Here is a 12,819-nt window from a genome sequence, read left to right as displayed (position 1 = left end):
AATTATATGAATGGAGATTTCTAATTATGATAAGCATTTAATAGAGAAAGTAGTTTTCAAAATCAAAAAAGAAGAATCACGGGAGATATAATCTCATATTCTCCGTGATTCTTCTTCAAATAGACGTCGAATGGCTTCGCCTTTTGGAGTAAGGGTGAATCCTTTTTTCTCTTTTTTAAGCAGCTGATAGTTTTGTAATTCTTGTAAATACGTAACAATGCGCTTGCGCTTTACGGAATTTAATAATCCAAATGCGGGTATTTTATCGATTTATTTTTGCGTCCGAGCGGAAGGAATGTTAAGTGGTTGTAAGCTGTAAAATCAACAGGCAAATTTTCTGGTAAAGTCATTTATCTAACTCCTTTCATTTATTGAGTATTTTACCTATTAAAGAAGAGAAGAAAAAGTTTTAGTGTGTCTTAAATATAAGAGTTATTTTTTAAAATTTTCTGTTAATTAATCTATAGAAATCAAGAAAAGGGGTTCAAAGTAATTTTGAATGGGTATAGTAATAAAAATTTTGACACATATTATCGAATATATATGAATGTTGTCAAAAAAAACAACAAAAGTGATGATTCATCCAAAGGAGGAAACTTATGGAAAATAAAGGCCCGTTTAAAAAGACGATATCCCTATTAGATTTAACGTTGATTGGATTAGGGGCTATTTTTGGCTCCGCTTGGCTGTTTGCCGTTAGTAATGTCGCTACACAAGCCGGGCCTGCAGGAAGTTTTTCTTGGGTTATTGGTGGAGTTATTATTTTATTAATAGGCCTTGTATACGCTGAGCTAGGGGCTGCCTTGCCTCGTACAGGAGGAATTATTCGATATCCTGTTTATTCACACGGTCATCTTGTAGGCTATATGATTTCATTTATTACTATTGTAGCTTACACTAGCTTAATCGCTATCGAAGTAACAGCAGTGAGACAGTATGTGGCCTACTGGTTTCCGGGTTTAACAAAATCTGGATCTGATTCACCGACGATATCTGGATGGATTCTACAATTTGTGTTGCTTTGCTTATTCTTTTTACTCAATTACTGGAGTGTAAAAGCATTTGCGAAATCGAATATTATTATTTCTATTTTTAAATATTTTGTACCGCTTACAGTAATCGTAACGCTGGCATTTTATTTTAAGTCAGGAAACTTTACGATGGGAGAGTTTGCTCCCGGGGGGTTTGATGGTATCCAGGCCGCCATTGCCACAGGCGGGGTTATGTTTGCCTACTTAGGCCTTCATCCAATTGTATCGGTAGCTGGAGAGGTGAAAAATCCTCAGCGTAATATTCCAATTGCTCTTGTGATTTGTATCATTCTAGCAGCTCTCATTTATACTGCTCTACAAGTATTATTTATCGGAGCTATTCCATCTGACATGATTAAAGGCGGTTGGTCCGGCATTCAAGATAAATTCTCACTGCCATTTAAAGACATCGCTGTTGTTCTTGGCCTTGGCTGGCTAGCAACACTTGTTATTTTAGACGCTATTTTATCACCGGGTGGTAACGGTAATATTTTTATGAATACAACATCTAGACTTATCTATGCTTGGTCTCGTAACGGTACGCTATTTAAAACATTTGCTCATGTGGATAAAAAAACAGGGATTCCTCGATCATCTCTATGGCTTTCATTAGGACTTTCGATTTTTTGGACACTGCCATTTCCTTCATGGAATGCACTCGTAAACGTATGCTCTGTTGCGCTTATTCTTTCTTACGCGATTGCACCAATTTCATCAGCGGCCTTTATGGTGAACGCAAAAGATTTGGAAAAGCCTTTTAAATTAAGAGGAATGAGTATAATTGGTCCATTATCCTTTATTTTTGCTTCCTTTATTGTCTACTGGTCAGGATGGAAGACTATTTCATGGCTGTTAACTTCTCAACTGGTTATGTTTGTTATATATTTGATTTTTGCTAAATATGTGCCTAAAAACGAAGTAAGTCTTCGTCAGCAGATTAAATCAACTTGGTGGTTAGTTGCTTATTATATCATCATGCTCTTTATTTCTTATATTGGTTCGTTCGGCGGAGGAAAGGGTTTGATCGATACGCCTGTAGACTTAATTATCATAGCGGTCGTATCTCTTGGGATTTATTATTGGGCTAAATATACGGGCCTTCCAAAAGCGCTTATTGATTACGATCACCATCCTGAACAGGAAGAAAAAGCACCCGTATAACCTGTAAAGCAGCGATATTCGCTGCTTTTTTCTATGTTATTTGAACATGAATTTCCAAAGTTTGTCGTATAATTTAGTAGGAAAGAAGGAATTAGCACATTATTGTTTAATTAATGTAATGTAACCGTTTTAAATCCAACGCTTGGAGGAAGAGTATGATTGAAAAAATAATAAATTCACTTCGAAAGCGGCTGTGGGAAAACAATAATGTTATAGAAGTGTGTAAAAATGAAGGAGAAGTATACAGAACCACTTGTACTTTTTTTGATGGAGTAAGCAAGAACCAACTGAATGTTTTTGAAGAAGAAATGCATGTATCACTTCCTGAAGACTACAAGCAGTTTTTGCAGCTAACAAATGGGTGTAATTTGTTCATTGATGCTGACAAAAAAATAACAGGGAATCTTTATAGCTTAGAAGATGTAAGAGAAACAGCTTATAAAAGTCAGAGTCTCTATATGACAATTGGGTCTGTTGGAGAAGAAGAGATTATCATTGACTCTAAAAAATCAGCGCACTCTGCATATATAATAGTAAAAAAGCGGAACGCATCGTTTCAAGATGCACATGTATTACATATGAATTTTCAGAAATGGCTGGATTGTTTTATAATGAGTCAAGGGAATTGTTTTTGGCACTGGAATGAGCTTTGTAATAAAGTTCATTCAACGGATAAAAAGACAACGGCTCAATAACGTTATCTTCTCCAATGTAAAAGCAGAGCGTGCTAATCGCTCTGCTTTTATGTAGTCATCATAAGCTAGAACAGCGTGTTCATTCTAAAAGGTTATGTATATGCTTATAAAGCACTTGTCTAATATCTGAATTGTGGATAAGTATAGGTAATAGTAAGATGAATTTAAATAAAATGAAAAGGGAGAATGGGGGTGAGTCTAACAAAGCGAGGTCCTATCATTTCATCACTAGTGATAGGCGCATTTATAGCTATTTTAAATGAAACGCTTATGACCATGTTAAAAGGATTAAATGAACCGAATACGGCTTTAGCACAAGTAAATGCGCTGATTTTCAGATAGCAGCAAGTGTTTCTATATAAATAAACGAGCACACTAGTGTGCTCGTTTATTTATATAGAAGGAAGACGTTCCCAACCGTATGCTTCGTCTTCAACTTTAGTTTCTCCAAACTGACTTGTGCGATTCAAGATTTTTTTGCCGCCTGATTTTTTATAAAACTGAACGGCTTTCTTATTTTTCTTCATAGCCCAAATAATCATAGACGTATACTGCTGATCAGCAAATTCTTTTACTGAATGAGAAAATAGAAGATGACCAATTCCTTGGTTTTGTACTTCCTTGCAAACGTATAGCGCGTATATTTCAGCACAGGACAAATGAGGCTTACCTGCTGAAAAGCCGACAATCTCTCCTCGTTCATCGATAGCGAGCAAAATAAAATGAGAAGGCTCGGTAAGAAAAAAGGACCATTTTTCTGCACTTTGTTTATAAGACAAGCTTTTTAAATAAGCATCAGGTACTAACCCTTTGTATGTAATGCGCCAGCTGTCAACGTACAGACGGGCAACAGAAGGGATGTGAGAGGAAGTAGCTTTAATAATTTTCATTAAAAAATCTCCTTTTTTAAAATATTAAGGCATATAGTATACCTTTCAGCCTAAGAATATTATAAAAAATAGATCATAATTTTCCAGTAATTCATAAAATGGTAAAAAAGGTGGTGTTCATTCCCACTCTATCACGGTAAAGTGAGAATATACATTTGTTTTGTTGTTTTAATTTTTGCTATATGTATAATGTCTAACGATCTATTTGTTATTCACCTTTACTAGTCTATCAAATAGTTTTGTTAAAGCCAAAGGGGCATAGGGTAAGTAATGTCAATTCAGCTGCGTTTTATTTTAACGTATATCAGTATTGTGTTTGTCTTTATTATTTTGCTTTTTTTATCGGGCTTTCTCATTTTCTTCTCCATTACTGGAGACGCCGATTTTGTAAGAAAACTGTACAGTCACTCCTATGAGTATAAATTGTTAACGCCAGAAGAAGAAAATGCATTCTTAGATTTAAAGTTATTGAGTGAAAAAAAACCAGAACAGCTGCTGCGGCCGGAGACGGTTAAAAAATATGAATTTGAAAATATTGATATTGTGATTCAAAAAAACACAGAGGTTGTATATGCTTCAGAATCCATTAAAGGAGAAAACCTTCGTAAATACTTGCCAAAGCATCAAAAAAGTAAAGGAAATCATTCGTATCAGCAGGACATGCTGCGCATAGGCAAGCAGTACTTTACATATATCAACCTTGATTTTCCTTTCTCGAATCAAGAAAAGGGAAGCATTTACGTTTTGCGAAAAATCAGCCCTTATGTAGGCATTATTAATCGAATTTTCCCTTTTTTAATCTTTCTACTATTAATTTTAGTAATTGTGATTATTGGATTTTTAAACTATCTTGTTTCAAGAAGCATTATTAAACCCATTCGTGAATTAAAAGAAGCGGCTGAAAAAATAAAACAAGGTGATCTTCACTTTGAGATCTCTGCTAATTCAAAGGATGAAATAGGCGAATTAACGCAAGCTTTTGAAGAAATGAGGCAAAAACTAAAATCTTCTGTTGAACTGCAAATTCAGTATGAAGATAACCGAAAACAGCTGCTTTCAAGTATTTCACATGATTTACGAACTCCAATTACTTCCATTGTAGGATATGTAGAAGGAATTCAAGATGGAGTAGCCAATACGCCAGATAAGCTTTCTAAATATTTGTTAACGATTTCAACGAAAGCAAAAGACATGAATGCGTTAATCGATGAGCTGTTTTTATTTTCTAAATTGGATTTGCACGAAATTCCATTTGTGTTTAAAAAACTTAATATTTCTGCATTTATGGAAAGTTATGTGCAAGAGCTTCAGTTTGAAATGAGCGAACATGATATTGATGTTTTATTTTCTAATGATTCTCTAACGACACTGTATGCAAAGGCAGATGCTGAGCAGCTGCGAAGAGTTTTAATAAATTTAACAACCAACAGTATTAAATTTATGGATAAAGAAAGAAGAAGAATCGATATCGTTCTTTCTGCTACCGAAAGTGAACTCATTATTGAAGTGAAAGATAACGGCGCAGGGATTTCACCGGAAGCATTAGCGCATATTTTTGACCGGTTTTATCGAGCAGAACAGTCCCGCAACAGCAATACTGGAGGAAGTGGACTTGGACTAGCCATTGCAAAACAAATCGTTGAACGCCACGGGGGAGACATCTGGGCACTAAGTAAACTTGGCGAAGGAACAAGTATTTTCTTTTCTTTGCAAAAAATGAATGAAAATGGTGATACACATGAAGAAGATATTGTTAGTTGAAGATGAAGTAAGTATTGCTGAATTGCAAAGAGATTATTTAGAAATTAATGATTTTGAAATAGACGTTCAATATAGCGGTGATAAGGGATTAGAAAAAGCGTTAAATGAACATTTTGATCTGGTTATTTTGGATATTATGCTCCCTAAAGTGAGTGGATTTGAAGTGTGCAAGCAAATTCGAGCTGCAAAAGATATTCCAATCATTTTAGTTTCAGCTAAAAAAGAAGAAATCGATAAAATTAGAGGGCTCGGGCTAGGTGCAGATGACTATATTACCAAGCCATTCAGCCCTGGGGAGCTGGTCGCAAGAGTCAAAGCGCATTTAGCGAGATATGAAAGACTCTCTGATAAGCAGGAAAAGCGTATGATTCGTATTCATGGCTTAGCGATTGACACGCTCGCTAGAAGAGTATTTGTGAATGACAAAGAAGTGTTTTTTACAGCGAAGGAATTCGATTTGCTGAAGTTTATCGTTTCTCATCCAAATCAAGTATTAAGTAAAGAACATCTATTTGAAAAAATTTGGGGATTTGATTCTTCAGGAGACATTTCAACCGTAACAGTTCACATTCGAAAACTAAGAGAAAAGTTAGAAGAAAACCCAGCAGATCCTCAGTACCTAGAAACGGTTTGGGGAGCAGGGTACCGGTTTAATATTTAAAAAAAGAGATCCGAACGATTAATCGTTCGGATCTCTTTTTTTATTACGTAGTAACGATTCTATGACGAGCCTTAATCTTACTCACGGGAGGTTCGGAAGAAAATATATTTTTTTCACCGATTTTATCATATAGACCGGTTGACTTTAACATTTCTTTCGGCTGGTGCTGTAACCCGGAAATAACGACTTGGCTATGCGAATCTTTCAAACGTTCGACCACCTTCGATAGTAAAGCTTCTCCAGATGTATCAATAAAGGATACTTGGCTCATTCGAAGCAATAAAACTTTCGGTTTCGCTTCAGCGATGTTATCAAAGGAATCTTCTAATACTTCAGCCGATCCAAAGAAAAGAGATCCTTGCATGGTATATTCCATCAACTCAGATTTGTGAGCGTTTTCAGATGTTTCCGCTAAAACCTTTGAAATCTTCAGTGATCCGCTCATTCGTTTCACGAACATGACAATAGCTAAAAGTAGACCCACGCCTACACCTGTTGTTAAATCGATTGAAACTGTTAATAAAAACGTAGCTACAAGTACAAATGAATCAGCTGACTTGGTTTTTAAAATATGCGCAAATTCTTTACGCTCACTCATATTCCAAGCCACAAACATTAGAATAGGTGCCATACTTGCCAGCGGAATGTTTGATGCATAAGGAGCCAGCATCACAAGGACCAATAAAACAACTAGCCCGTGTATGACTCCTGATAACGGAGAAGCTGCGCCGTTTTTGATATTGGTAGCTGTTCTGGCAATGGCACCAGTTGCTGGAATTCCGCCAAATAGCGAGGTAGCGATATTAGCAATTCCTTGGCCCACAAGCTCTTTATTGCTATTATGCTTGGTTTTGGCCATATTATCAGCAACAACAGCCGATAGTAAAGATTCAATACCTCCAAGCATCGCAATTACGCAGGCAGCCGGAAATAGCATCACGATGTTATCCCATGTTAAATCTGGGAAGCTGAAAGATGGTAGTTTGCTCGGAATGGCACCGTAAGTAGAGCCAATCGTTGCAACTTTTCCTGGGAACAGTGTAATGGCTACAAGTGTGGAGACAAGAAGACCTAGAAGGGCACCGGGAATTTTAGGTAAAAACTTTGGCGTGGTAATCACGATAGCTAAACAAATAGCGGCTATGATGACGCTGTAAATGTTAATTGTTGCAATTTTTCGTAGGATTTCAATCATATTTAAATGAAATTCCTCATGTTTTGCAATTCCTTTTAATCCTAAAAAATTAGCGATCTGACCTGAGAAAATAATAATCGCAATTCCTGCTGTAAATCCAATCGTCACAGGGCGCGGAATAAACTTTATAAATTTCCCTAGCTTAAATATTCCGAGAAGCGTAATCATAATTCCAGCCATAAAGCCGGCAATAATGAGGTTCTCATAACCATATTGCATGACAACTCCAAGCAGCACCGGAACAAATGCACCTGTTGGACCTGCAATTTGAAATTTCGATCCGCCTAATATTGAAACCATAATCCCTGCGATAATGGTTGTATAAATCCCGTATTCAGGTCTTACACCAGAAGCGATGGCAAAGGCCATTGCTAAAGGAATAGCAACGACCCCAACAACCAAACCGGCGATAATGTCTTTTTGTAAATGCCCTGCTGAATAGCCTTGAAATCGGTTATCTTTTAGCATTCGATAAAATCCTCCTTCATGAGCTTACGGTTTCAGCTCGATCTTGGGAATAGCCGTTTACAACGACATCAAGTTTTCCCGTTGAGGGATGAATAACCATTCCAGAAACAAGCACGTCTTTTGGTAATAAAGGGTGATTTCGAATCATATCCACACTGTTTTCGACACTATCTTCTACACATTCAAACCCAGTTAGCCATGATTCTAAATCAATACCAGCATATTTTAGATTACGAATCTGCTCCGTGCTGATCCCTCTTTGTTCAGCAGAGGCTAAAATAGCTTCAGCTTTCATGCCTGTCATTCCACATTCATGATGACCGATGACACATACCTCATCAGCTTGCAAAGCGTAGACGGCAACTAATATACTTCTCATGACGCTGCCAAAGGGATGGGAGATAACAGCTCCGGCATTTTTAACTATTTTTGCATCTCCATTCTTTAGCCCCATGGCTTTAGGAAGTAATTCTAACAAACGTGTATCCATACAAGTTAAGATTACTATTTTTTTGTTAGGAAATTTGGATGTTTGAAAAGCCTCAAATTGATTATTTGTTACAAATTTTTCATTAAACTTTAAAGCTTCAGGTAGACAAGTCATTGTTTTCCTCCTGCATTATTTATTTTTAACTTATTTTTTAGTCTAAAGATAAAGTTTAAAAACGAACTAAATAAAATATTAAAATTTTCTTAAAATATTCAGAAAAAACTTATAAATAAATCAAATTTATATGCGTGAAATTATGTAAGCGTATTCTTTCTTTGTTTTTGCGAAAAAGAATAGGAATTATATGTTAAAATGGTACAAAGCTGGAATTGTCTAAAAGAATGGTAGAGAGGAGGAAGGCAAAAGTGAAGGCTCTTATAGCAATAGGCATTATTTTCTGTTGTTTATTAGGGTGCAGTTCTAATGCCCAAGTCACCAACGACAAAGAAATGGGGGAGAATATTCAGCAATCATTTGAAAAAAAAGGTGTAAGCTCAGTGGATGTATCGAAGTTAAGTGATTTTAAATGGGAAAAAGGATATTTATTAACAAACAAAAGCAAGAAAGCCGACGTAGAAAAACTTGTAAACGCACCGATCAGTGAAGAGGTGATGAAAAAAATATCTGCTGCTAATCAAATGCTTGTGTTTGTACACGAAGGAGAAGTTGTCCGCTATGTAGAACTACCCCAAGATTTCATAGCGCATGATAAAAACCAACTTGAATTTTCATCTTCTCATTCTGAACTAAAACTTAATAAAAAAAGGGAGGGCAAGCCTATAAAAGCAGGAGATAAAACGTTAAGTTCAGAAGATGCTTTAACTGTAGAATCAATTATGAAACAAATTCAATGGAAAAAAGCTGATTACAGCGTCGCTCTTGATCCAGATGTGCAGCTTACTTATGAAGGAGTCGTATACAATGTACGATTCACCGCTGAGAGTGCGGAACTTACTTCTAAAAGAAGAGGGGTATACGGCAAAGTAACAGGAGAAACAGCACAGCAGCTATATGACATATTGATGTAACCTATTGATTTATCAATAGGTTTTTTTGTGCACATTTTTTAAAATTTACATAAAATGTCTTGATTTTATTGACATTAACGTTAACGTTAATCTATAATAGTGATAGATGGTTAACGTTAACGTTAATGTTAAAGGGAGGTGAAGGGGAAAACATGTATCTAATCGATGACGTGACGAAAATGACCGGTTTGACCAAGCGTGCTCTTCGGTATTATGAAGAGATTCGACTCATTTTGCCCCCGCAGCGCACAAAAGGAAATGCACGGATTTATTCCGAAGAAGAGGTAAAAGAACTAAGAAAAGTAGCAGAAGCAAAGGAAGTTCTTGGTTTTTCTTTACAGGAGCTGCAGCAGTTTATGTCGCTCAAAAGAATGATTGAAGAAAGAAGTGAGCAGCAAGGATTATCAGCGAAAGAGATAACTAAAATAGAAAATTTACTGGAAAATCAAATCAAGATGATTGAATTTAAAGTGGTTAAAATGCAGGCATTTAAAACAGAATTAAAAGAAATGCGAGAATCTGCTATGGAAATACATGAAAAAACAAAAACAAAAGGAGAGATGAAAGAGTGGAAGGACAGCATTCAAATAACCGATTAGGTCAAATTATTACGGTAGTAGCTACTTTTTTAGCATTTATGGGAATTGGGGTAGTAGATCCGATTTTACCGGAGATTGCTAAGCAAATTGGAGCTTCTCATTGGCAAGTAGAAATGTTATTTACTTCTTATTTGTTAATGATGGCTATTATGATGATTCCAGCAGGCATCTTAGCATCACGTGTAGGAGACAAGCGTTTGATGGTAACAGGACTTATCATTGTGACGATTTTTGCAGCCCTATGCGGGTTTTCTAACAATATTCCTCAGCTTTCCATCTTCCGAGCAGGATGGGGACTTGGTAATTCGTTTTTCTTTGCAACAGCTATGACGCTGCTTATTGCATTATCAGGTGAAGTAAAAAAAGCAGTAGGATTATATGAAGCTGCAATTGGTTTGGGAATGGCCGGAGGACCGCTTGTAGGAGGCGTGTTAGGAAATGCTTCTTGGAGATTGCCGTTTTTCGGTACAAGTGCTTTAATTTTTATCGCCTTTATTTTAGTATTAACGATTGTTAAACAGCCTACAAGCACTAAGCCTCGTAAAGCAGCGGGTTTTAAAGACATGGTTAAACTTTATAAATTAAAACCATTTACTCAAGGCGCTGTATCAGGCATGCTTTATTACTACGGATTTTTTACAGTGTTAGCTTATACGCCGCTTATTCTATCGATCGGAGCTCTTCAAATTGGCTTTGTTTTCTTTGGATGGGGATTATGTTTAGCTTATGGCTCAGCGGTTTTAGCACATCAGTTAGAAAAAAGATATCAGCCAAAACAAGTGTTACATGTTAGCTTAATTGTTTTTTCACTTATTTTAATTTGTTTATTTGCCTTTGATGCAACATGGTTGCGCATTGTTTTAATCATGGCAGCGGGTCTTGTATCAGGACTTAATAATGCATTATTTACGAGTCATGTAATGGAAGTATCTCCTTATGAACGAGGAATTACATCTGGAGGATATAATTTCTTAAGATGGTTAGGTGCAGCTTTTGCTCCTTTATTATCAGGAGTTATCGGCAATGCCGTAGCGCCTCAAACTCCTTTTCTCGTAGCAGCTATTCTTGGATTGCTAGCTTTTGTTATCATGGTTATAAAAGTAAAAACAACTTCTCAAACGAATGAAGCTGTATCTAAATAAACGTTGAAATAAAAGGCTTTTTCCTGGAAAAAGCCTTTTATTTTGTTTTATGTTATAATAGTAAAAACGTTTTTAATCATAAAAATGAAACTGTATACCAACTTGTACGTATACTTTATATGTACATAAATCTTTTTAGGAGCGTGATGCCCATGGCCACCTGTCAAAATTGTAATCATAAATGGAACTGGAGGACAACCTTTAAACAACTGTTAACATTTAGAAACGTTTTAGAATGCCCACACTGTGACAAACAACAGTATATCTCTGCAAAATCCCAAAAGCGATTATCAATCTACTCATTTGCACCCCTTATTATTTGGCTTATTCTCTCACTATTTGACTTTTCCTTTCCATCCATTGTTGTCGCGGAGCTTATTTTCTTCATAGCAGCGGTTATTATGATGCCACTTTCTTATGAAGTAAGCAGCGAAGAAGAACCCTTGTGGTAATAAAAAAACCTTCCGTTAAAACGGAAGGTTTTTTTATGCGGCTTTACCGTCTAGCTGTTGTCCTTGATGGCGCTGATAATACACCCACCCAGCATTCAATAGTAGAAGAACACTGGTTGTTAAGAATACGTAAGGAATTCCTTTAGCCCCGGCAATTTGTCCGCCAATGACTGGACCGGCTAAATTCCCAAAGTATTGCGCTGTTTGATTATAGCCAAACATTTTACCTGTAATAGAGTCCGGCACAATTTTCTTCAAATAAGAATTAATAGAAGGTAATAATCCTCCCATTGCAAAACCTAGTAAAAAACGAAGTAAGAATAGCTGCCAAGTACTATGCACAAAGGCCTGCAAGCCGCAAATAACCGCTACGATAAGCAAGCATATTTGAAGCACATTTTGAGGACCCACGCGATCGCTGACTTTGCCAAGTTTTGATGCAGCTAAAATATTTGAAATTCCTGTTGCCGCCACGACAAAGCCTGAAATAAGGGCAAGGTGATCGGTATGAGTAGACAGTTGTTTTACATACAGTGTAACGATTGGCTGAATAGCCATAACCGCAAGCTGCAGTAAAAAAGTTGTAACAAATACACCAATCACGGCCTTTGAATTCTTAAGAGACAGTAACCCAATATTAGATTCTTTCGTCGTTTTCGCCGTCTCTTTTTTGTCTTCTTGAATTAAATTTACAATTAAAAAAGACAAAAACATAAATGCACCCGTCACGAAAAAGACGTGGCGTAGCCCGATTGTATCTCCTAAATAGCCGCCTACTAGCGGTCCTAATAAAGATCCTGATACAGCCCCTGTAGACAACGTACCTAATGCTTTACCGCTGTGCTCTTTAGGTGTTTGAGTCGCTACTAACGTAATGGCTGCAGAGATGAAGCCGGAAACGGCACCCATTAAAAAGCGCAGTCCGACAAGCTGATAGACATTTTGCACAAAACCAATAGAAGTCATAACAATTGCCATGCCCAAGCTTGCGCGAAGGAGCATAAGCTTTCGCCCATATTTATCGGCCAAACTCCCCCATAAAGGAGAAACAATAGCCGCCATTAAAAAGGTAGATCCAAATGCAATACCAGCCCATCTGCTGATGGAGCTTGTATCGTGAACTCCCAGCTTTTCAATATAAAGCGGTAAAAACGGAATAACTAAACTCATCCCGGCTGTGGTGCAAAAAGAACCGAACCAGCAAATGTACAAGTTTCGTTTCCATAATTCCATTCTATTTCCTTCT

Annotated in this window: 13 protein-coding genes; 9 read left to right on the top strand and 4 right to left on the bottom strand. The window is 36.8% G+C overall.

Going from position 1 to position 12,819, the window contains the following annotated elements; translation table 11 throughout:
• Positions 1 to 599 precede the first annotated feature (599 nt).
• From Q5794_RS13820 to Q5794_RS13810, 3 genes are all read left to right on the top strand, one after another.
• Positions 600 to 2,192, top strand: coding sequence for an APC family permease (locus Q5794_RS13820; protein WP_013057301.1), 1,593 nt, complete (start codon positions 600 to 602; stop codon positions 2,190 to 2,192).
• A gap of 155 nt (positions 2,193 to 2,347) precedes the next feature.
• Positions 2,348 to 2,887, top strand: a complete 540-nt coding sequence (locus Q5794_RS13815; RefSeq protein WP_374988053.1) for an SMI1/KNR4 family protein — start codon at positions 2,348 to 2,350, stop codon at positions 2,885 to 2,887.
• A gap of 192 nt (positions 2,888 to 3,079) precedes the next feature.
• A complete protein-coding gene (locus Q5794_RS13810; protein ID WP_164795232.1) occupies positions 3,080 to 3,229 on the top strand; it encodes a hypothetical protein in 150 nt (49 codons plus the stop codon).
• Positions 3,230 to 3,279: 50 nt separating this feature from the next.
• On the opposite strand, the gene Q5794_RS13805 is transcribed toward Q5794_RS13810, so the two are convergent.
• Positions 3,280 to 3,777 (bottom strand): GNAT family N-acetyltransferase, encoded by a 498-nt coding sequence (locus Q5794_RS13805; RefSeq protein WP_374988052.1) that lies wholly within the window; start codon positions 3,775 to 3,777, stop codon positions 3,280 to 3,282.
• 270 nt (positions 3,778 to 4,047) lie between these two features.
• Between Q5794_RS13805 and Q5794_RS13800 the strand changes: the two genes are divergently transcribed.
• Both Q5794_RS13800 and Q5794_RS13795 read left to right on the top strand, forming a co-directional pair.
• Positions 4,048 to 5,538, top strand: a complete 1,491-nt coding sequence (locus tag Q5794_RS13800; RefSeq protein ID WP_192993540.1) for a cell wall metabolism sensor histidine kinase WalK — start codon at positions 4,048 to 4,050, stop codon at positions 5,536 to 5,538.
• Positions 5,516 to 6,199, top strand: a complete 684-nt coding sequence (locus Q5794_RS13795) for a response regulator transcription factor (RefSeq protein WP_028408317.1) — start codon at positions 5,516 to 5,518, stop codon at positions 6,197 to 6,199. The genes Q5794_RS13800 and Q5794_RS13795 overlap by 23 nt, the downstream gene beginning before the upstream one ends.
• Before the next feature lie 43 nt (positions 6,200 to 6,242).
• Here Q5794_RS13795 and Q5794_RS13790 read toward each other — a convergent pair whose 3' ends face one another.
• Together Q5794_RS13790 and Q5794_RS13785 are read right to left on the bottom strand one after the other, a co-directional pair.
• Complete coding sequence (locus Q5794_RS13790) at positions 6,243 to 7,862, bottom strand: SulP family inorganic anion transporter (protein WP_116071908.1); 1,620 nt, start codon at positions 7,860 to 7,862, stop codon at positions 6,243 to 6,245.
• 16 nt (positions 7,863 to 7,878) lie between these two features.
• Entirely contained in the window at positions 7,879 to 8,466 is a 588-nt protein-coding gene (locus Q5794_RS13785; RefSeq protein ID WP_214988253.1) for a carbonic anhydrase, read from the bottom strand.
• A 251-nt stretch (positions 8,467 to 8,717) separates the two neighbouring features.
• Here Q5794_RS13785 and Q5794_RS13780 point away from each other — a divergent pair, with 251 nt between their 5' ends.
• From Q5794_RS13780 to Q5794_RS13765, 4 genes are all read left to right on the top strand, one after another.
• Positions 8,718 to 9,380, top strand: a complete 663-nt coding sequence (locus Q5794_RS13780; protein ID WP_214988251.1) for a hypothetical protein — start codon at positions 8,718 to 8,720, stop codon at positions 9,378 to 9,380.
• 152 nt (positions 9,381 to 9,532) lie between these two features.
• A complete protein-coding gene (locus tag Q5794_RS13775; protein ID WP_192993534.1) occupies positions 9,533 to 9,979 on the top strand; it encodes a MerR family transcriptional regulator in 447 nt (148 codons plus the stop codon).
• On the top strand, positions 9,949 to 11,121 hold the full coding sequence (locus Q5794_RS13770; RefSeq protein WP_214988249.1) for an MFS transporter: 1,173 nt from the start codon (positions 9,949 to 9,951) through the stop codon (positions 11,119 to 11,121). The genes Q5794_RS13775 and Q5794_RS13770 overlap by 31 nt, the downstream gene beginning before the upstream one ends.
• 152 nt (positions 11,122 to 11,273) lie before the next feature.
• Positions 11,274 to 11,573, top strand: coding sequence for a TIGR04104 family putative zinc finger protein (locus Q5794_RS13765; protein WP_028413131.1), 300 nt, complete (start codon positions 11,274 to 11,276; stop codon positions 11,571 to 11,573).
• Between the two features lie 33 nt (positions 11,574 to 11,606).
• On the opposite strand, the gene Q5794_RS13760 is transcribed toward Q5794_RS13765, so the two are convergent.
• Positions 11,607 to 12,806, bottom strand: coding sequence for a multidrug efflux MFS transporter (locus Q5794_RS13760; protein WP_214988315.1), 1,200 nt, complete (start codon positions 12,804 to 12,806; stop codon positions 11,607 to 11,609).
• Positions 12,807 to 12,819: the final 13 nt, after the last annotated feature.

The organism is Priestia megaterium, from assembly GCF_041941685.1.
Lineage (GTDB): Bacteria > Bacillota > Bacilli > Bacillales > Bacillaceae_H > Priestia > Priestia megaterium_C.
The sequence above is the reverse complement of the archived record's forward strand: the minus strand, read 5'-3'. Positions and strand labels throughout refer to the sequence as shown.

Excerpts from the sequence above, each read along its gene's own strand:
- Q5794_RS13800 (WP_192993540.1), top strand. The coding sequence starts at position 4,048 with ATGTCAATTCAGCTGCGTTTTATTTTAACGTATATCAGTATTGTGTTT.
- Q5794_RS13790 (WP_116071908.1), bottom strand. The coding sequence starts at position 7,862 with ATGCTAAAAGATAACCGATTTCAAGGCTATTCAGCAGGGCATTTACAA.
- Q5794_RS13815 (WP_374988053.1), top strand. The coding sequence starts at position 2,348 with ATGATTGAAAAAATAATAAATTCACTTCGAAAGCGGCTGTGGGAAAAC.
- Q5794_RS13775 (WP_192993534.1), top strand. The coding sequence starts at position 9,533 with ATGTATCTAATCGATGACGTGACGAAAATGACCGGTTTGACCAAGCGT.
- Q5794_RS13805 (WP_374988052.1), bottom strand. The coding sequence starts at position 3,777 with ATGAAAATTATTAAAGCTACTTCCTCTCACATCCCTTCTGTTGCCCGT.
- Q5794_RS13760 (WP_214988315.1), bottom strand. The coding sequence starts at position 12,806 with ATGGAATTATGGAAACGAAACTTGTACATTTGCTGGTTCGGTTCTTTT.
- Q5794_RS13785 (WP_214988253.1), bottom strand. The coding sequence starts at position 8,466 with ATGACTTGTCTACCTGAAGCTTTAAAGTTTAATGAAAAATTTGTAACA.
- Q5794_RS13820 (WP_013057301.1), top strand. The coding sequence starts at position 600 with ATGGAAAATAAAGGCCCGTTTAAAAAGACGATATCCCTATTAGATTTA.
- Q5794_RS13795 (WP_028408317.1), top strand. The coding sequence starts at position 5,516 with ATGAAGAAGATATTGTTAGTTGAAGATGAAGTAAGTATTGCTGAATTG.
- Q5794_RS13765 (WP_028413131.1), top strand. The coding sequence starts at position 11,274 with ATGGCCACCTGTCAAAATTGTAATCATAAATGGAACTGGAGGACAACC.